An 18,194-nucleotide genomic window follows, 5' to 3' on the forward strand; every position below is an offset into this window, starting at 1 on the left:
TGAATTCCACTGTGCGTCAATCAGATAAGTCGTCCGCAGTGCAGGTGCGGGGTCTGTCGAAGGCCTATGGAACGTTGCAGGCCGTGCAGGATCTGGACCTCGACGTCGGGTACGGGGAGATCTTTGCGATCCTCGGCCCCAACGGCGCCGGCAAGTCGACGACCATCGAAATACTGGAGGGCCATCGGCGCCGGGACCGCGGATCGGTGCGGGTCCTGGGCGAAGATCCCGACGCCTCAGGCCGGAGCTGGCGCGCCAAGATCGGCATAGTGCTGCAGGAAGCCAGCGACTTCGGGATGCTCAAAGTGTCTGAAACGGTGGACATGTTCGCCAAATGCTATGCGCGGAGCCGGGTTCCCGGCGAGGTCCTCGAGCTCGTCGGACTCGCGTCGGCGTCCCAATCGAAGGTGCGAAATCTGTCCGGGGGACAGCGCCGCCGGCTCGATGTGGCACTCGGGATCGTCGGGATGCCCGAACTCCTTTTCCTGGATGAGCCGACGACCGGGTTCGATCCAGAAGCCAGGAGGCGCTTCTGGGAACTGATCCGGCTGCTGGCGCGCGACGGCACCACCATCCTGCTCACCACCCATTACCTCGACGAAGCCGCCACCCTGGCAGACCGCGTCGCCGTCATCGCCGGCGGCCGGGTGGTCGCAGTCGATTCACCGGCCAAGCTGACCGAACACGTCGATACGGCTGCGACTGTCCAGTGGGTGGAGGGCGGTCAAGTGCATGTGGAGAAGACGGATCACCCCACTGAGTTGATCAGACAGCGGTCGACGGACGGCGCCGAGCTGGCCCAGCTGACCGTCTCCCGGCCCACCCTGGAGGACGCCTACCTGCAATTGATCGGTTCGGGTCGATGAGTGTCGACGACGTCCGGAAAACCTCACCGGTGCCATACCGCGCGACCGGGCACGCCTCGACGCTGCCGTCGCCGCTTCGGATCGGGTTGTCGCGGGCCGTCCCCGAGTTGAAGATGTTTTACCGCCGGCCCGAGCAAGTGGTGTTGACCTTTTCGATGCCGGCAGTGATCTGCATCCTGTTGGGTTCGATCTTCTCGGCGAAACTGCCCAACAGCGATACCAGCACCGGCGCAGTGATCGCGGCGAGCATGCTCGCCTACGGAATCCTGTCGACTTCGTTCATCAATCTCGGCATCAGCATTGCTGCCGACCGCGACACCGGTGCCCTGCGGCGACTTCGCGGCACACCGACGACGGCGGCTTCATACTTCGTCGGCAAGATTCTGCTGGTGACGGTCGCCAGTCTGGCGGAGGCGGTCGTCCTGCTGGCGGTGGGGGTGCTCGGCTTCGGACTTCGGCTCCCGGCAGATGTGTTCGGCTGGTTCACCCTGTCCTGGGTGTTCGTCCTGGGGATCGTAAGTTGTTCCCTGCTCGGCATATTCGTCAGCAACTTCGCCAGCAACGCGGTCTCGGCGGCGGTATTGACCAACGGTCCGGCGGTCGGCCTGCAATTCGTGTCCGGCACCTACGTGCCGCTCATGGCACTGCCGACGTGGATGCTGGCGGTGGGCTCCATCTTCCCGGTCAAGTGGATGGCGCAAGGCTTCCGGTCGGTGTTGCTGCCTGCGGACATGGTGATCTTCGAACCGGCCGGCAACTGGGAGTACTGGCGCATATTTCTGGTGCTTGCGGCGTGGAGCGTCGGAGGGCTGATCGCCTGCCTCGCCGTCTTCCGCTGGTCGGACAAGCACTGACGTTCCCGCGGCAAGGGTGTTGGATCGTGGTGTGGACGCGGAACCTGGCAGGGCACAGACACTTTCAGATCGATTGGCCTCGATGCCGCACTACCATGTCGTCACCTTGTGTGACGAGAGTTGCCTGGATTACAGCGACGGGCTGACCGAGCCCGGTGCACTTGCCTATGCGGCCGACGTGATTTCACCGACCGCTGGTGAGCGTGAGCAGGGGTTGGAAGGCGTGTGGATCGTGGCCGTCGACCCGCAATCATGTCGGCTGGCGCACGGCAACAACGCCGACAAAGAGACCGAGCAAGCGCTGGAATTTCTGATGCGGGTCATCCAAGGTGAGCCCTACTGGTCGGTGTTCGGTTGACGTGAACGCGCAATGGCACGGGCGTGACGGTTCGGTGTTCGTCACCAAGGGCATGTCCGGTGCGGGTATGAATCAACGGTGAGCACCCATCATGTGAATCTGACCCCGCAGGAAAATTCGTTGATCGGCCAGAGTCATCCCGATGCGCTGGCGCGCATGGACGAGAAGTCGCTCAAGGAACTGCAGAGCCGGCTCCGGCAGGCCCGCGAGAAGAATTTCAGTCTGCTACGGCGCCAAGGTGCGGCGCGGGTAGAGGCCGAAGGTGCCCGGGGCGCCGCTCAACCGGCCAACGAGAAACGCGGCGAGAAAGTCGAGATCTTCGACGAGGCACTGGCCCGGGTGACCCGGCGCCTGGAAATGTTCAGCGAGACGGATTAGTTACGGCGAGTTCACTCTTGGGCGATGCCTAGCGCAGATAGATCAAAGCGTTGTTACCGCCCTGCACACTGATCCGGCTTGCGTGCACGTCATCGGGTAAGTCACCCCGGCGACCGGGCTGTACACGTCGAACGGATTCGAGCCGTGCCCGTGGGCGTGGTGCGTCTCGGCGCTGTAATAGCCTGGCTGGAACCGAGTCCGATCCGCGAGGTCGTCTCGACCGCCGACGAAAGGAAGAATTCATGGGCGACGTCGACGCGGCCGCGATTGGCTCCGAACGCCGTGACTGGATCCAAGAACACCTTGCGATGTACCTCGACTCGGGCGGAGCCCGAGGCCACATTTTCGACGTCAGCGCCGTCGGTGGCCGCGAAATCACGACCCACTGCCTGATCAGGTACACCGGCCGCAAGTCCGGCAAGACGTATGTCAAGCCGCTCATCTACGGCAACGTCGCAGGGGAGATCGTGATCGTGGCCTCTAAGGGCGGGGCCGATTCGCACCCCGAGTGGTATCTCAACATCATTGCCAGCGAAACCATCGGGGTGCAGATTGCGACGCAGGCCTTCGAGGCCACGTGGCGCGAACCGGAGGGTGGCGAACGTCACGACGTGTGGGAGTACATGTGCCACCTGTACCCGCCGTACGTCTCCTATCAGCGCTCCACGAGCCGCCACATCCCGCTGCTCATGCTGAAGCTGGGACAGCCGATCGACGTCTTCACGTCGAAAGTCGGTTAACCCTGCGAACCGCCAACAGTTGGTATTAACGCGTGCGGTAACGGGAATGCCGACGACATGACCAAGCGCATCCTGAATGTCGTCAGCAATGTTTCGCACTACGCGGACCCGTCGGAGCCGACCGGCCTTTGGCTCTCGGAGCTCACCCATGCCTATGACATCTTCGACGAAGCCGGGTACGAGCAGACGATCGTCAGTCCCAGCGGCGGTCCGTCGCCGCTGGAGCCGCGCGCGCTCAAATTTCCGTTCTACGACAAGAGCGCCAAGGCGTGGCGGGCCGACGAGTCGAAGATGGCGCTGCTGGAAAGCACTGCCGCACCCAACGAAATCGACTCGGCCGACTATGACGCGATCTACTTCACCGGCGGTCACGCGGTGATGTTCGACTTCCCCGATAGCGAAGGGCTGCAACGCATTACCCGAGAAATCTATGAGCGCGGCGGCATCGTGTCCTCGGTGTGTCACGGCTACTGCGGCCTGCTCAACACCAAGCTGTCCGACGGATCATTGTTGGTTGCCGGCCGCAAACTCACCGGGTTCGCCTGGTTGGAGGAGGTGGTGGCCCGGGTGAACAAGCTGGTGCCCTATAACGCCGAACAGGAGATGAAGCAACGCGGCGCCCGCTACGAGAAGGGTTTGATCCCGTTCACCTCCTACGCCGTAGTGGACGGGCGGCTGGTGACAGGCCAGAACCCGGGATCAGCCAAGGAGACAGCGAAGAAGGTCGTGGCAGCGCTGCAGGGGTGAGCAAGGCCGCTGAGGGCATTCGTTTACGCAAGACCGCTCACGTGTAGCCGAGCCGGAGTTATGTTTGCCTCACGAGCCGTTCCGAGGCAGGCACCATGGCGACAGCAACAGACGAGGCGGTGCGTCTACCGCCGGCTCTGCGCGCGCCGAAACCGGTCCAGGGGCTGGCGTTCCTGTTCGCCCGGCGCAGAATGGTCGCCGCGCTCGGCCGGCGCTACGGAAACGTGTTCACCCTCGACCTGCCCGGCTTTGGTCGCACGGTGGTGGTCGGCGACCCGGATCAGATCAAGGACCTGTTCGGCACCAGCCGGGAGCTGCTGGGCCGCTCCCGGCTGAATCTCGGCAAGGTCTTCGGCCCCGGTTCGATGTTCAACCTGTCGGGCGACGAACACCTGCTGCGGCGCCGGCTGCTCTCCCCGCCCTTTCATTCCGTGCACGTCGCGAAGTACCGGCAGATCGTCACCGAAGAATTGCTGCACGAAGCCGCGACCTGGCCAGACGGGCAAGAATTCGCGGCCTGGCCGGCGATGACGCGCATCGTGCTGCGCGGGTTGCTGCGCGTCGTAGTCGGTGCCGAAGGGGCCGACCTCGACGACCTGGCAGCGTTGATGCCGCCCGCGGTCGCGCTCGGGGCCCGCATCGGGTTGTTGCCGCCGATCCTGCGCAAGGACTTCGGGAGCTGGAGCCCGGGTGCGCGCCTGCTGCGCAGTCGCGGCAAGTTCAACACCGCCATCGACGCGTTGATGGGCCAGGCGCGCACCGATCCACGTCTTGCCGAACGACATGACGTACTGGCGATCCTGCTGCGGGCCCGCTACGACACCGGGGAGCCGATGTCGGATGACCATATCGCCGACGAAGTGCTCAGCGTGCTCACAGCCGGGTATGAGACGACGGCGGCGACGCTGGCCTGGGCGGTGGAACGGTTGCGTCGGCATCCGCAACTCCTCGACCGGCTGACCGCCGAAGTCGATGCCGGCGGATCGGAACTCCTGCAGGCCACGATCTGGGAGGTGCAGCGCGCACGTCCGGTGTCCGACGTAGCCCAGCGACGGACCACAGCACGAATCCGCCTGGGGGAGTGGGTGATTCCGGAGGACACCACGTTGATGATCAATGTCCCGCTGGCCCACGGGTCCCCGGACAGCTTCCCGGACGCGGACTCGTTCAGCCCGGAGCGCTTCCTCTGTGGGCAGCCCAAGCCGGTGGGCTGGATTCCCTATGGTGGCGGATTCCAGCGCTGCATCGGCGCGGCCTACGCGAACATGACGATGGACACCACGCTGCGCACCTTGCTGCGGGAATTCCGGCTGGTTCCCACCGATGCGGACGGGGAGCGGCCGCGCGACCACGGCGTGATCTTCGCGCCGGAACACGGTGCCCGCGCCGTCGTCTACCGGCGAAGGCGGGCAGGTTTCGGCTCGACTCCGTGAGCGGCTCAACGGCAGGGGGAGACGGTGCATTCGCGCCTGCGGGCCGCCTGATCAGCGATACAGTGGCCTACGCAAGCGTAGAGGGGGGCTTTTGCAGGTACTGACCAGCAGAGAGGGTGCGGTTGTCGACGCGATCGCCGAGGCCTTCTTCCCGGCACGCGGACCGATCGGGGTGGGCGGTAGCGCCGCGGGCGTGGTGCCCTATGTCGACACGATGCTGGCCCGGCTCCCGTTCGCCAAGCGCGTCCAACTGCGGGGTCTGCTGGTGGCGTTCGAGGTGGGCACCGCCATCACCAGTCGCGGCGGCCTGTTCTCCGCCGCGCCGCTTGACGAACGCATCGCCCGACTGCAGGCATGGGAGGACGCCGACCGATACGTCCAACGCGCGTTGTTCTCCGCCCTGCGTTGGCTTTTCACGCTCGCTTATCTGGCCGAACCCACAGTGCAGCAACGAATCGGGCTGCCGCACAACGAAATCCAACCGGCCGTCCCGCTGCGACGGCCCGGCAGGGCACCGCGGCTAGCTCGCGGTGCGCGGGTCGTCCGCCTCGAGCGCCGCTTCAACACCGATCAGCTCATCACCGGCATCGAGATCCCGAAGTGGTTCGGCGTACTGGCCGGCGCCCGATTCCGGGTGAGCCTCCGTTATCTGCATCGGATCGCCTGGATCACCGGCTGGAGCGGTGTGGCCACCGCAGTAGGCACGGTGGAACGCCGCCGCTACGACCGGCGGATCGCCTCGACGCCCCTCGACCCGCCACCGATCTTCATCCTCGGGCACTGGCGCAGTGGCACCACCCACCTGCACAACCTGCTGGGCCGCGACCCGGACCACACCTATCCCACCGTCTACCAGGTGGTGTTCCCCACCGCGTTCATCACCACCGGCAGCGTCATCCCGCCGCTGACCGCGCGCCTGCTGCCCGACACCCGCGGCTATGACAACGTCGCCCAGGGCTGGGGTGAGGCGGCCGAGGACGAGATCGCGCTGGCCAAGCTGACCGGCTTGTCGCCGTACCTGGCGTTCATGCTGCCCGACCTGCTGCCCCGCTACGAACGCTACTTCGATTTCCTGCAGGCCCGCGAAGACGAGCGCGACGAGTGGAAGGCGGCGCTACGCTGGTTCGTCAACAAGATCCGGCTGCACTCCGGTGGGCGGCGCCCCGTGATCAAGAGCTGCGCCCACATGGCCCGGGTCCGGATGCTGCTCGATGTGTTCCCGGACGCGAAATTCGTTCATATACACCGCAACCCGTTCACTGTCGCCGCCTCCACGATCCACATGCGCAACCAGACCGACTGGGAGAACTTCCTGCAGGTGCCCGAAGTGGCTTTCGTCAAGAACCTGCCGACGCAGGTGGCGGTCGTCGGGCAGAAGCTCTTCGAGCGCTTCTTCGAGGACCGGGCCCTCATTCCGCCGCAGAACTACATCGAGGTGGCCTATCCAGATTTGTGCGCGCGCCCGCGCGAGGTGCTCGACGGCATCTACCGCCACCTCGAGATCCCGCAGGGTGACCGCTACGACGCCACCATCGGCGGCTACCTGGACGGTCTGCGCGGATACCGGACCAACACGCTGAACATCGACGACGAACTCGCCAACCTGGTGCGCGAGCACTGGAAGTTCGTGTTCGACGAATACGGCTACTCGCTGGACCATCGATCATGACGTTCCACGACTTCGTCGAGGAGCATCTGCACTCCAGCACGCACCTGGCCAAGCGCCACGTGCATCCCAAGCTGCTGTACATGTTCGAACTCGCCGGCATGGACGCGGTGTTCACCCGGGCGCAGGGTGCCTACCTGTGGACCGAGAACGGCACCCGCTACCTGGACCTGCTCAGCGGCGGGGGAGTGCACTTCATCGGACGCAACCATCCCCAGGTCCGTGCGGCACTGCGTGACGTCCTCGACATGGACCTGCCCAACCTGTCGGTCGCCAACGCGTCGGTGCTGGGCGGCCTGCTGGCCGAGCGGCTCATCTCGTTGGCCGGCCCGCAGTTCGCCAAGGTGGTGTTCGCCAACTCCGGGACCGAGGCCACCGAGATCTGCGTGCGCTTCACCCGTCAGGCCACCGGTCGTCGTCGTTATCTGTATCTGGAGGGGGCATTTCACGGCCGCACCTACGCCGCGATCTCGATGTGTGGTTTCGACGAGATGAAGATCACCGCCGATCCGTTGATGCCGACCTGTACTCCGTTGCCGCGCAACGATATTGAGACGCTCCGGCGCGAACTTTCCTACGGCGACGTCGCCGCCTTCGTGGTCGAAGCCGTGCAGGGCATGACCTGCGAAGTCGTCTCGGCCGAGTATCTGCGTGCGGCCCAGCAACTCTGCGCGCAACACGGGACCGCGCTGGTGATGGACGAGGTGCAGACCGGCCTCGGACGATTGGGCAACTGGTTCGGTTGCCACGGTGCCGGCGTCAAACCTGACATGCTCACTGTCAGCAAGGCGCTCTCCGGTGGCCAGGCGCCGGTGAGTGCGGTGCTGCTGACCCAGGACATCTACGACCGCGTCTACGCCGCCTTCAAGTCCGGGCCCATCTATCTGTCGACCTTCGCCGAGAACAACCTCGCCATGGCCGCCGGGCTGGCCACTCTCGATGTGCTCGAAGACCTGGACGCGCCCCGGCGGGCGCGTGCCCTCTCGGAGAAGTTCCGCAGCGGGCTGCAGGAACTGGCCGACCGCTACGACGTGATCGACCGGATCACGGGGCAGGGCCTGATCATCGGCGTGGTGTTCAAGAATTCGGCCCAGCTCGGGCTGCGGGTGCAGCAGACTCTGATGGGAATCGGCGATCCGGGTGCGTTCGCGGCCGCGGTTCACATCGACCTGCACAAGCGCGGAATCCTGGTGCAGATACCGGGATTCAACCTCAACATGATCAAGCTGCTGCCGCCGGTGACTCTGGACGACGCCGACGTGGCCTGGTTCCTGACCGCGTTCGAAGAAGTGCTCGCCGGTTACCGCCGACCCGCATCCGGCCCGGTCGTCGGCATGGTCGGCGGTGTCACCCGCCATGTGCTCAACGAAACCCGGGCCCGCCTCGACGCGCGCCGGACGGCGCTGGATGTGCCAAAACACAACGCGGCCAACCGCATACAGGAACATTCCGACTACCACCGTGCACTGGCCCTGGACTGTGACGTGTGTGTGGTCGGCTCCGGCCCCGCGGGCACCGTGCTCGCGCACCGACTGGCCGGCGAAGGCCTCGATGTCGTCGTCCTGGAGGCCGGCGCGGCCATGCGCCAGCGCGATCGGGGAGCGGAGGCCGGCGAGACGTTCGCCCGCTGGTTCTGGGAAGGTGGCATGCGCACCACGCGGGGCAATGTGGTGATACCCACGTTGCAAGCGCGATGTCTGGGCGGCGGATCGGTGATCAACTCCGGCATCTGTATGCGGGCCCCGGACTTCGTGTTCGAGAAGTGGGCGAGCGAGCACGGCGTCGAAGGGGCTGCACCGGAGCAGATGGCCCGTCATTACGAGGCGGTCGAACGGTTCCTGGGGGTGCGACCGGTCCAGTCGCACGTGCAGGGCCGGCGCAACGACCTGTTCCGCAGCGGGGCAGAAGCGCTGGGCTACCAAGTGGAATCGCTACGGCGAAACGAGCACGACTGCCGTGGCTCCGGTCAGTGCATCACCGGATGCCCTTCGGGGGCAAAGCAATCGATGGATCGTCGCGGGGTGCCGGAGCTGTTGGCCGCCGGCGGCCGCGTCTACACCTCCGTGCACGTCGATTCGCTGTTGCGGCAAGGCAATCGGGTGTACGGATTGACGGGCACGGTGGTCGATCCCAGCTCCGGACGGCGGACCCATCGGGTACGGGTCAAGGCCAAATGCACGGTGCTGGCCGCGGGTGCGTTCGCTTCGCCGCAGATCCTGCAGCGCAGCGGCCACCACGAGGAGGCCGTCGGGCGAAACGTTCGCATGCACCCCGGCATGATTGTGCTGGGCGAGTTCGACGACGAGATCGCGCCGTGGACCGGTGCGACCCAGGGCTACCACGTAACCGGCTTTCTTGAGGAAGGCATCAAACTGGAGTCGATCTGGGCCACCCCGTCAGTACTCGGCATGCTGCACCCGGGAACCGGTGACGAGTACGTACGCTCGCTGGCCGGCTACCGGAACGTGGCGACCTGGACGGTGTGGGTGAGTGGGCAGGACTCGGTCGGACGGGTGCGGGCCCGGCCTGGTGGCATGACCAGCCTGCGCTACGACGTCGGGGCCGCCGACGTGCGTCGCATCCAGGAGGGCGCGGCCCGGCTGGCCGAGATGTTCGCCGCCGCGGGCGCCCGCAGCGTGGTACCGGGAATCCGTGGCTTGGCGCCCCGTTACGATGCGCCCCAGGCGGCACCCGCGATCCGGGCTGCGGCATTGTCTCCCAACGACTTTCGCGTGGTGGCCAACCACGTCTTCGGCACGACGGCGATGGGGGCAGATCCGAGTCGGCACGTGACGGACTCGTGGGGAGCCGTGCACGGCCTCGACGACGTGTACGTGTGCGACACCGGGCTGTTCCCGTCGAGCCCGATGGCCAATCCCATGCTCACCGCGATGGCACTGGCACACCGTCAGGCCGAGACGCTGGCCCATCGGTATCGGCGCTGACTGACGAGCATCCCGATCAGAACTCGGCGCGAGTTGGGCTCGACCACTGTAGGTAGTCCGCTACGCTACCCGGCGCATTGCTGGCGGCTTTAGATCGAAAAGCCAATGGTTACCTTCGCACCCGAGGAATGACATGTCAGGATTCCGGGTCGGCCTCGTCGACGTGCTCGCCTACTCGAGCATCGGCCCGCTGGCCATCACTCGCGCGAACTACCTCACCGCCGTCGCAGCAGGTGTCGATTCGTTCTGGGTGGCTGATCACCTGAACGCTCTGACACCCCGGTCGATCATGACGGCAAAATATCTCGGCTCGACGACCGCGAAGTTGATGCCCCGACCCGACGCCGTCAGCGAGCCCTGGACGGCACTGGGATACCTGGCCGCCAAGAATCGACTCGCACGGCTGCGACTCGGAACCAGCGTCACCGACGCCGGCCGGCGCAACCCTGCGGTGACTGCACAAGCCGCCGCCACGCTGCATCTGCTGACCAAGGGCAGGGCGATCCTGGGCATCGGCACCGGCGAACGCGTAACCAACGAACCCTATGGCGTGGAATGGTCCAAGCCGGTCGGGCGGTTGATCGAGGCCCTTGCCACGATCCGGGCGTTGTGGAACTCCAACGGTGAACTCGTCAGCCGCGATTCGGAATTCTTTCCCCTGCACAACGCGATCTTCGACCTACCGCCCTATCGCGGTAAATGGCCTGAGATCTGGGTGGCGTCCCACGGCCCGCGCATGCTCAAAGCCACCGGTCGCTACGCCGACGCCTGGTTTCCTGCTGCGCTCGTCCATCCCGACGACTATGCCGCTGCCCTCGATGTCGTCCGGGCGGCGGCCTGCGACGCAGGTCGTGACCCGATGTCAATCGTGCCGGCCAGCCTCGTCATGGTGGTGACGGGCCGCAGCCGCGATGAGGTCGACGAAGCGCTCGGCTCCCAGGTCCTCCGCGCCTTTGCCCTCAACATCCCGGCCTCCGAATGGTCCCGGCACGGGTCGCGGCATCCATTCGGAGACGACTTCACCGGCATGCAGGATCTCATTCCGCAGACTCTCGACGAGCAGGCCGTACTGGCAGCGACCAAGAATGTCCCACAGGCACTGCTGACCGGCAGCATTCTCAACGGCACCCCCGATGAGGTGCTCGAACAGGCCGCTGAGCTACGCGACGCTGGACTGCGCTATGCCGTGGTGGTCAACATGAGCGCTGCGCAACCGAGTTTGAAGCGCGGCATGGCCGCCAGCGTCCCCTTCGTGCGGATCCTGCGACAGCTGCGAAAGCTCTAGCGACCGCCCGAACTGCCGTTGCCGGTTCCGCCGGAACGATCGACCTGAGCCGCGAGTAATTTGAGTCGATGTGATCTCCTTTCCCCGTCAGCTACACGTCGGGGCCGGCGCTATCGACGATGTTGCCGACGTGTTGGGCGCTCTCGACCTGCATCGCCCGCTGTTGGTGACCGACTCCTTCCTGACGGGCACCGGGGCCGCGCAACGAGTGCTCGACTCGCTGCGGCGGGCCGGAATGTCGGCCGCGCTCTTCGATCGCACCGTCCCGGATCCCACGACCGCCTCGCTGCAGGATGGTCTTGCCGCGTTGCGTGAACACCATGCCGATTGCGTCATAGGTTTCGGTGGCGGCAGTCCGATGGATTCCGCGAAGGCGCTCGCGGTGCTGGCGTACCAGGACGGTCCGATGCGCAGATTCAAGGCACCGAACAACTACGCGGGACCGGCCCTGCCCGTCATAGCTATTCCGACCACAGCCGGAAGTGGTTCGGAAGCAACGCAATTCACGGTGATCAGTGACAGCGACACGCACGAGAAGATGCTGTGTCCGGGTGTGTCGTTTCTCCCGGTGGCCGCGATCGTCGACTTCGAACTGACGCTGTCGATGCCCCCGCGGCTGACCGCTGACACCGGCATCGATGCGCTCACTCACGCGGTGGAGGCGTACGTCAGCCGCAAGGCCAATCCGATCAGCGATGGCCTGGCCCTGTCCGCGATCCGGCTCATCGCCGGCAACCTCGAGCGGGTCTACCGCGACGGTGCCGATACCCGGGCCCGCGAAGCCATGATGCTTGCGTCCACCCAGGCCGGAATGGCCTTCTCCAACTCCAGCGTCGCGCTGGTGCACGGGATGAGCCGTCCGATCGGCGCGCACTTCCAGGTGGCCCACGGGTTGTCGAATGCGATGCTGTTCCCGGCTGTCACCGAGTTCTCGGTCGGCGGCGCCGAGGCGCGGTACGCCGAGTGCGCGCGGGTCTACGGTGCGGCAGCTGCCGACGCCGGCGACGGGGAAGCGGCCCGGGCCCTGGTCACGGCGCTGGCCGAGTTGTGCGCCGAGCTGGAAGTCCCGACACCACGGTCCTACGGCATCGACCGCGAGGCCTGGATGTCGTTGACGCCATTGATGGTTGACGAAGCCCTGGCCTCGGGTTCACCGGCCAACAACCCGATTGTCCCGACCGCCGAGCAGATCGAGGAAATCTACGCGCGCGTGTACGGCTGATGCGTCAACCGGACGCTGTCGGTCCAGGGGCCGAAGCGGGTGGAAAAGCGGTTTGTTTGCATCACTCACCCTCGTCGTCGGAAGGTTCGGTCAGCTCGGGAGCATTTTCCCGCGTCGCCATCCCGCCCTCACGACCATGATCGGCCGGGCCGGGCGGCTCGTCCCTGGGCGGGTCGTGCCCGCTGTCGTCCGAGTCCCTGCCCATGCCCACTCCTACCTCCGAGCCACCTGTGCCAGCGCTGCCCGATGAGTTTCGCTGTGTTCCCGAGTCCATCTTCGTATGCGCTCATTGATCATCACGCAGAACGTGACCATAGACGGCTCGGTGGAGATGCTGGGGGATTGGTTCGATCCGCAGCTGCTGGACGACGAACTGACCGCCGAGATGCGCCGTCAGGACGAGACCGCCGATGCCCTGTTGCTGGGTCGGCAGACCTTCGAGGACTTCCGCAGCTATTGGCCACACCAGGCCGACGACGCCACCGGCGTGGCCGAGTACATCAACAGCGTCACCAAGTACGTGGTGTCCTCGACGATCACCGAACCGGGCTGGGACAACTCGGTGATTGTGGCTGGCGATCCGGTGCAGGAAGTGCAGACCCTCAAAGCGGCACCCGGCGGCGATATCGTCGCCACCGGCAGCATAACCCTGTGCCACGCGTTGATCGCCGCGGATCTCGTCGACGAGTACCGCATGTTCGTCTACCCGTTCGTGCAGGGCTCCGGACGTCGATTGTTTCCCGACGGCACAACGCTTTCCGGCCTTCGCCCGGCCGCGGCGCCGATGACGTTTCCCAAGGGCGTCACGCTGGTCAGCTGGAAGGCGTGACGCTCAGCGCCACTTGATGCCGCAGCCGATCGAGGGACGCTGGTGGGCCTCGACGGCCCGCCCGGCCAGCACCGCGTCGACCGCAGCGCGCACATCGGCCGCCGTCACCGGCAGCCCGTTCTTCGGCCGGGAGTCGTCGAGCTGACCCCGATAGACCAGGCGGCGCTCACCGTCGAAGACGAAGGTGTCCGGCGTGCACGCGGCCGAGAAGGCGCGGGCAACGTCCTGGGTCTCGTCATAGAGGTACCGAAACGTCCAACCGTGACGGCGGGCCTCCTCGACCATCTGCTCGGGACCATCCTGGGGATAGCTGACGACGTCGTTGCTGGAGATCGCGGCCATCGCGACACCTTGCTCAGCCAGGTCGCGACCCAACTCCGCCAGCCCCGCCGCGACATGCTGCACGTACGGGCAGTGATTGCAGATGAACGTGACGACCAACGCCGGGCCGGTCAAATCGTCCAGACTGACCGTCGCGCCCGTCGCCGGCTCGGGCAGCGAGAAACCAGGGGCGGGAGTGCCGAGGGCAAGCATTGCCGATTCGATGGCCATGACGGCCAGGCTATAGCGAAGACGGTGTTGACTCTGCGCGCAGGGCGTTGTCCACGAGCACTTCTGCGCCCCACGCACAGAGTGAACGGCTCGGGCTATTGGCGCACGATCCGGATGCGGATCGGACCGCGCCACGTTCCGCCGGGATCGAGCACCGCACCGCGCTGGGTGATCTGCACGACGCCCGATTTCGCCAACTCCCGAGCCAGTTCGCGGGCATCGTCCATCAAGTCGCGCCAGTTCTCGCCGCCGACGGCCCGGGCGGCATCGGACGGGCAGATGCTGCTGTCCGGACCGCGCGCCGCCGCCAAGTCGAGGATCGCCGATCTCAGTCGTGGCCCGTCGCTCGTCATCGGCCGATCCGGTCGGCAAGGGCGTCGCCGACCGCCACGGCGCCCATCGCGTTGGGGTGCAGGGGAGCCGCCAGGTGCGTGAGCACGAACCCTTCGAAATACCGATCGTCGGGCGCGGCGCACATGTCGTGGCCGACCGACACCGGCCGCGTGTCGAAGAACTCGATCCCCTTCCTGGTGGCCAACGACTGCTGCTGGTCGTCGATTTCGTCGACTTTGGCCTGAAAATAGTTGGCGTCCGTCGGATTGATCGGCTGCTGGGCAAAGCAACCGCCCGGCCGGATGTAGGTTCCATACCCGACGAGAACGATCCGCGCCCGCGGGGCTCGGGCCCGCACCGCGTCGATCATGGCTTCCCACAACGGAACCTGGCGCCGGATCGCCGCACTGAATCGATCCGACCCGCCGCCGGCCAGGGCGTCGAAACAGGGCGGCTCGGTCAGCGAACTCCGGCGGCACTGCGCTGCGCTGCTCGCCAGGCCGACGTCGTTGCCGCCGATGGTGATGGTAATCAGCTCGGTGTCGCCGGCCACGGCGTCGATCTGCGCCGGTACGGCGCCCCCGCTGGTGTGCTGCGCCCGGACGGTGATGTCGGCGGTGGTGGCCCCGCTGCAGGTGACGTCGGTGAAATGGGTCGCGCCCAGGTGCCGGGCCAACACCGCCGGATAGTTGTTGGTCGATTTGAAGCAGCCGGGCGGACCGGCGGGATCGGGGACCAGCGGCGCCGCGGCCGCCGAGTCGCCGAGCGCGAGGTATTTGACGTTGTTGACCTGCAAGCTCGCGCTGGCCGGCTCAGAGCCGCGGTGCGGCGCCGTCGCACACACCGCCGCCACCGTCAAGGCCAGCACGGCCGCACCGCCACCCGTCCAGCGCTTGTTACCCCTCATCTCCCCAATCAGGGTAGCGAGGCCGGAAAATCGCTGCTGATTACGACTTGCTGTTGCGTTCCACCCACTGGCTGAGCGCATCCTCGAGCGCTGAGGAGGCACTGACGCCGGCGGCCTTCGCGGCCTGTTCGAAGCGCTCGACCAGATCGGTCGGGACCGTGGCGCTCACCTTGGAGCGTTCCGACTTCGGCTTCGCCGGCTGGTCGACCTGTACGTGTTTGGCGGCTGTCGCGTCCATCGTTTCGCGGAGCGCCGGGATTTCGCGCAGCAGGCGGTCGAGGTCATCCCGCTCGATGCGCAGCACTTCGGCGGGGCCGATCGTCGTCACCGTCGCAGAACGCAGCTTTCCCCGGCGCAGCGCAGATTCGCCGATGACCTCGCCCGGACCCACCACGGCGACCCGGTCCTGGCCGACATACACGCCCACCTCGCCGCTGAGCAGGATGAAGCACGCGTCCGACGGGGTCTGCTCCCGGATCAGGGGCCACGGCACGGACTGCGACGTGTGGTGGGCGGTCCCCACCAGGCGCTCCAACTCGTCGTCCGAGAATTTCTCGAACGCGGGGAACTCGCGCAGCCGACGGGCGTCCTGCTTGATCCGACGGGCTTCTTCCTCGTGCTCTTTCGCATCCACCTTCATGGGGGACTCCTGATCCGCGATATGAACCCTGACATCGAGGAGCCTACGTCGAAGATGCCGTGGTTCGGCAGGGGTCAGTGGGCTCAGTCCGGCGGGGTCGGGGTCATCGACCCGATGAAGTAGGTCTCGTGCCCGGTCGGGTACCCGCCGCCGTTGGTGGCGATGTGCACGTGGTCGTAGTGGTTGGCGGTTTCGTTGCCGAGGTCGGCTGTCCAGCTGCCGGTGCGGATGCCCATGTAGATCTTCTGCCGCCAGATCACGTGGTCGATGCCCCACCGCTTGGCGTTGGCCAGCGCCAAGCCGGCGATCTGGTTGCCCAGCGCGATGCCATCGGGACTGCCGTGGTCGGGGATCATCACGTCGATCGCCAGCCCACTGGGATGCCACCGCAGCGCGTCCTGTCGGTACCCGCCGATGGTGGTGATCTCGGGGAACAGCACGCCGATGGCGCGCGCTGCCCAGATGGTCTTGATCTGCAGGCCGCCCTCGGGGGCGACACTGGGCGGCAGTGCGACCTGGAAGTCCTGGGCGACGGCGGGCGCGTTGCCGGCCAGCAGGGCCGCTTCTTCGGCACTGGCGGTCTGTGGCGCACCCTGGGCGGGCGCGGTGGGTTTGCTGGTCGGGGCGGCGGCCGAGGTCTGCTGCGCGTCGGCGCAACACGGCGACTTCGGTGTGGTCTGCTGGGCGTAGATCATGCCGGCGGCGACGATGAGCGAGGCCACAATGGCCAGCCCTCGACCCCAGCCGTTGCCTGACCTGCGCGTCCCCACCCAGTGCACTTTAGTGTCGGATGGGACGCATGGGACAGATCTTGGTGATCTTGTTATGTCCGGCCGGGCAATTTCATCACCAGGCGCACCACCGGCAACAGCGCTTTCTGCCACAGCGGCGACGGCAGCCCGAACGGCGGATCGAGGTTGAACACCCGCGCGGTCGCAACGGTCTGCGATTCGGTGTACTTCAGCAGGCCTTCGGCGGCGTGCCGGCGGCCGACGCCGGATATACCCATCCCGCCCATCGGCGCGCTCAGACTGCCCCACGCGAACGCGTAACCCTCATTGACGTTCACCGTCCCCGAGCGCAACCGGGTGGCGATCTGTTCGCCTTCGGCCGACGACGCGGCCCACACGCTGGCGTTCAGCCCGTACTCGGTGTCGTTGGCTTTCTCCACGGCTTCGTCCACGTCGGCAACCGGATAGATGGAGACCAATGGCCCGAACGTCTCGTTGGCCGCGCACTCCATCTCAGGTGTCACGTCTGTCAGCACGGTGGGCTCGTAGAACAGCGGCCCGATGTCGGGGCGGGCCTTACCGCCCGCAATCACGGTGGCGCCCTTACTCGTCGCGTCCTCGACGTGGTCGGAGACGGTCTTGAGTTGACCCTCGGAGATCAGGCTGCCCATTTCGACGGAGAAGTCGTAGTCGGTGCCCAGCTTCATCTTGCGCACGGCGTCACCGAACTTGCGGGTGAACTCGTCGGCGATGTCCTTCTCGACGTAGATCCGCTCGATGGAGATGCACAGCTGGCCAGCATTGGAGAAACACGCCCGGATAGCGGCCTTGGCGGCCTTGTCCAGGTTGGCGCCGCGGGTCACGATCATCGCGTTCTTGCCACCCAGTTCGGCCGAGAACCCGATCAGGCGACGGCCGGCCTGCTCGGCGAGATGACTGCCCGTCTGCGAGGAGCCGGTGAACATCAGGTAGTCGCAGTTCTCGGTGATCGCGGTGCCCACCACCGAACCCGGGCCGGGCACGATCGCGTACAACGCCCGGGGCAGCCCCGCCTTGTACAGCAACTCGGCGCACGCCAGGGCGCAGTACGGGGTTTGGCTGTCCGGCTTGAGGACCACCGCGTTACCCGCCAGCAACGCCGGCACCGAGTCCGACGCGGTCAGCGTCATCGGGTAGTTCCACGGCGAGATCACCCCGACCACGCCCTTGGGCTGATAGCTGACCGTCGTCTTGCCGATCGCCGGCAGCAGCGGTTGCACCTTCCGCGGCTTGAGCAGGTCCGCGGCGACCCGCACGTAGTAGTTGGCGTTGGCCATCAGGTCGACGATCTCCTCCTGCGCCGCCCACCGCGCCTTGCCCGCCTCAGCCTGCAGCAGGTCCATCAGGAACTCGCGGTTCTCGATCACCAGGTCGCGGTAGCGGCGGATGATCTCGATGCGCTCGTCGACCGGACGTTTCGCCCACTGCGACTGAGCCGCGCGGGCTTGCTCGAACGCCGACTCGACGTCGTCAGCCGTGCCGATCGGGATGGTGGTCAGCGCCTTGCCGGTGAAGACCTCGTCGATCGTCTTGGTCGGACGGTCGTCGACGTCTTTGATTGCGGCGAGCTGACGCAGCCGGTCGAAGACCTCAGCTGATGGTGCAGGCATGGCGTGACCTCTCAGGAACACAGGCAGTTGTCTGTAAACCCTATAGCCGCTTTGCCGAC

At 66.1% G+C, this 18,194-nt stretch carries 19 protein-coding genes; 12 read left to right on the forward strand and 7 right to left on the reverse strand.

Annotated features, from left to right (window positions below; genetic code table 11):
* Positions 1 to 11: 11 nt before the first annotated feature.
* From ACZYZ9_RS06105 to ACZYZ9_RS06155, 11 genes are all read left to right on the forward strand, one after another.
* Positions 12 to 866: an ABC transporter ATP-binding protein gene (locus ACZYZ9_RS06105; RefSeq protein WP_463825307.1), complete on the forward strand. Its 855-nt coding sequence runs from the start codon at positions 12 to 14 to the stop codon at positions 864 to 866.
* Positions 863 to 1,720, forward strand: a complete 858-nt coding sequence (locus tag ACZYZ9_RS06110; protein ID WP_463825308.1) for an ABC transporter permease — start codon at positions 863 to 865, stop codon at positions 1,718 to 1,720. The genes ACZYZ9_RS06105 and ACZYZ9_RS06110 overlap by 4 nt, the downstream gene beginning before the upstream one ends.
* A gap of 82 nt (positions 1,721 to 1,802) precedes the next feature.
* A complete protein-coding gene (locus ACZYZ9_RS06115; RefSeq protein ID WP_463825309.1) occupies positions 1,803 to 2,078 on the forward strand; it encodes a hypothetical protein in 276 nt (91 codons plus the stop codon).
* Positions 2,079 to 2,156: 78 nt separating this feature from the next.
* Positions 2,157 to 2,456, forward strand: a complete 300-nt coding sequence (locus ACZYZ9_RS06120) for a hypothetical protein (RefSeq protein WP_463825310.1) — start codon at positions 2,157 to 2,159, stop codon at positions 2,454 to 2,456.
* A 242-nt stretch (positions 2,457 to 2,698) separates the two neighbouring features.
* On the forward strand, positions 2,699 to 3,196 hold the full coding sequence (locus ACZYZ9_RS06125; protein WP_463825311.1) for a nitroreductase/quinone reductase family protein: 498 nt from the start codon (positions 2,699 to 2,701) through the stop codon (positions 3,194 to 3,196).
* A gap of 57 nt (positions 3,197 to 3,253) precedes the next feature.
* Positions 3,254 to 3,943, forward strand: a complete 690-nt coding sequence (locus ACZYZ9_RS06130) for a type 1 glutamine amidotransferase domain-containing protein (RefSeq protein WP_463825312.1) — start codon at positions 3,254 to 3,256, stop codon at positions 3,941 to 3,943.
* 95 nt (positions 3,944 to 4,038) lie between these two features.
* Entirely contained in the window at positions 4,039 to 5,376 is a 1,338-nt protein-coding gene (locus tag ACZYZ9_RS06135) for a cytochrome P450 (RefSeq protein ID WP_463825313.1), read from the forward strand.
* Between the two features lie 91 nt (positions 5,377 to 5,467).
* A complete protein-coding gene (locus ACZYZ9_RS06140; RefSeq protein ID WP_463825314.1) occupies positions 5,468 to 7,045 on the forward strand; it encodes a sulfotransferase in 1,578 nt (525 codons plus the stop codon).
* Positions 7,042 to 9,987, forward strand: coding sequence for an aminotransferase class III-fold pyridoxal phosphate-dependent enzyme (locus ACZYZ9_RS06145; RefSeq protein WP_463825316.1), 2,946 nt, complete (start codon positions 7,042 to 7,044; stop codon positions 9,985 to 9,987). Before ACZYZ9_RS06140 ends, ACZYZ9_RS06145 begins: the two co-directional genes overlap by 4 nt.
* A 133-nt stretch (positions 9,988 to 10,120) precedes the next feature.
* Positions 10,121 to 11,272, forward strand: coding sequence for an LLM class flavin-dependent oxidoreductase (locus tag ACZYZ9_RS06150; RefSeq protein WP_463825317.1), 1,152 nt, complete (start codon positions 10,121 to 10,123; stop codon positions 11,270 to 11,272).
* 70 nt (positions 11,273 to 11,342) lie between these two features.
* Entirely contained in the window at positions 11,343 to 12,494 is a 1,152-nt protein-coding gene (locus ACZYZ9_RS06155) for an iron-containing alcohol dehydrogenase (protein WP_463825318.1), read from the forward strand.
* Between the two features lie 61 nt (positions 12,495 to 12,555).
* On the opposite strand, the gene ACZYZ9_RS06160 is transcribed toward ACZYZ9_RS06155, so the two are convergent.
* The gene (locus tag ACZYZ9_RS06160; RefSeq protein WP_463825319.1) at positions 12,556 to 12,699 is read right to left on the reverse strand and encodes a hypothetical protein; all 144 of its coding nucleotides are present in this window, start codon (positions 12,697 to 12,699) and stop codon (positions 12,556 to 12,558) included.
* A 75-nt stretch (positions 12,700 to 12,774) separates the two neighbouring features.
* On the opposite strand from ACZYZ9_RS06160, the gene ACZYZ9_RS06165 reads away from it, so the two are divergent.
* Positions 12,775 to 13,323: a dihydrofolate reductase family protein gene (locus tag ACZYZ9_RS06165; RefSeq protein WP_463825320.1), complete on the forward strand. Its 549-nt coding sequence runs from the start codon at positions 12,775 to 12,777 to the stop codon at positions 13,321 to 13,323.
* Between the two features lie 3 nt (positions 13,324 to 13,326).
* Here ACZYZ9_RS06165 and ACZYZ9_RS06170 read toward each other — a convergent pair whose 3' ends face one another.
* The 6 genes from ACZYZ9_RS06170 to ACZYZ9_RS06195 all read right to left on the reverse strand — a co-directional run bounded on the left by ACZYZ9_RS06170 (position 13,327) and on the right by ACZYZ9_RS06195 (position 18,135).
* Positions 13,327 to 13,875, reverse strand: coding sequence for a thioredoxin family protein (locus ACZYZ9_RS06170; RefSeq protein WP_463825321.1), 549 nt, complete (start codon positions 13,873 to 13,875; stop codon positions 13,327 to 13,329).
* A 95-nt stretch (positions 13,876 to 13,970) separates the two neighbouring features.
* A complete protein-coding gene (locus tag ACZYZ9_RS06175) occupies positions 13,971 to 14,228 on the reverse strand; it encodes a DUF3253 domain-containing protein (protein WP_463825322.1) in 258 nt (85 codons plus the stop codon).
* A complete protein-coding gene (locus ACZYZ9_RS06180) occupies positions 14,225 to 15,115 on the reverse strand; it encodes an SGNH/GDSL hydrolase family protein (RefSeq protein ID WP_463825323.1) in 891 nt (296 codons plus the stop codon). Before ACZYZ9_RS06180 ends, ACZYZ9_RS06175 begins: the two co-directional genes overlap by 4 nt.
* 40 nt (positions 15,116 to 15,155) lie before the next feature.
* Positions 15,156 to 15,755, reverse strand: a complete 600-nt coding sequence (locus ACZYZ9_RS06185; protein WP_463825324.1) for a cyclic nucleotide-binding domain-containing protein — start codon at positions 15,753 to 15,755, stop codon at positions 15,156 to 15,158.
* Positions 15,756 to 15,838: 83 nt separating this feature from the next.
* A complete protein-coding gene (locus tag ACZYZ9_RS06190) occupies positions 15,839 to 16,534 on the reverse strand; it encodes a glycoside hydrolase (protein WP_463825325.1) in 696 nt (231 codons plus the stop codon).
* Positions 16,535 to 16,578: 44 nt separating this feature from the next.
* Positions 16,579 to 18,135: a succinic semialdehyde dehydrogenase gene (locus ACZYZ9_RS06195; RefSeq protein WP_463825326.1), complete on the reverse strand. Its 1,557-nt coding sequence runs from the start codon at positions 18,133 to 18,135 to the stop codon at positions 16,579 to 16,581.
* Positions 18,136 to 18,194 lie beyond the last annotated feature (59 nt).

This window comes from Mycobacterium sp. IDUB_28, from assembly GCF_055419285.1.

Bases quoted from the DNA above. Each gene is read 5' to 3' on its own strand.
- ACZYZ9_RS06135 (WP_463825313.1), top strand. From the start codon at position 4,039: ATGGCGACAGCAACAGACGAGGCGGTGCGTCTACCGCCGGCTCTGCGC.
- ACZYZ9_RS06180 (WP_463825323.1), bottom strand. From the start codon at position 15,115: ATGAGGGGTAACAAGCGCTGGACGGGTGGCGGTGCGGCCGTGCTGGCC.
- ACZYZ9_RS06185 (WP_463825324.1), bottom strand. From the start codon at position 15,755: ATGAAGGTGGATGCGAAAGAGCACGAGGAAGAAGCCCGTCGGATCAAG.
- ACZYZ9_RS06125 (WP_463825311.1), top strand. From the start codon at position 2,699: ATGGGCGACGTCGACGCGGCCGCGATTGGCTCCGAACGCCGTGACTGG.
- ACZYZ9_RS06110 (WP_463825308.1), top strand. From the start codon at position 863: ATGAGTGTCGACGACGTCCGGAAAACCTCACCGGTGCCATACCGCGCG.
- ACZYZ9_RS06130 (WP_463825312.1), top strand. From the start codon at position 3,254: ATGACCAAGCGCATCCTGAATGTCGTCAGCAATGTTTCGCACTACGCG.
- ACZYZ9_RS06150 (WP_463825317.1), top strand. From the start codon at position 10,121: ATGTCAGGATTCCGGGTCGGCCTCGTCGACGTGCTCGCCTACTCGAGC.
- ACZYZ9_RS06175 (WP_463825322.1), bottom strand. From the start codon at position 14,228: ATGACGAGCGACGGGCCACGACTGAGATCGGCGATCCTCGACTTGGCG.
- ACZYZ9_RS06145 (WP_463825316.1), top strand. From the start codon at position 7,042: ATGACGTTCCACGACTTCGTCGAGGAGCATCTGCACTCCAGCACGCAC.
- ACZYZ9_RS06170 (WP_463825321.1), bottom strand. From the start codon at position 13,875: ATGGCCATCGAATCGGCAATGCTTGCCCTCGGCACTCCCGCCCCTGGT.
- ACZYZ9_RS06195 (WP_463825326.1), bottom strand. From the start codon at position 18,135: ATGCCTGCACCATCAGCTGAGGTCTTCGACCGGCTGCGTCAGCTCGCC.
- ACZYZ9_RS06160 (WP_463825319.1), bottom strand. From the start codon at position 12,699: ATGGGCAGGGACTCGGACGACAGCGGGCACGACCCGCCCAGGGACGAG.
- ACZYZ9_RS06165 (WP_463825320.1), top strand. From the start codon at position 12,775: ATGCGCTCATTGATCATCACGCAGAACGTGACCATAGACGGCTCGGTG.
- ACZYZ9_RS06115 (WP_463825309.1), top strand. From the start codon at position 1,803: ATGCCGCACTACCATGTCGTCACCTTGTGTGACGAGAGTTGCCTGGAT.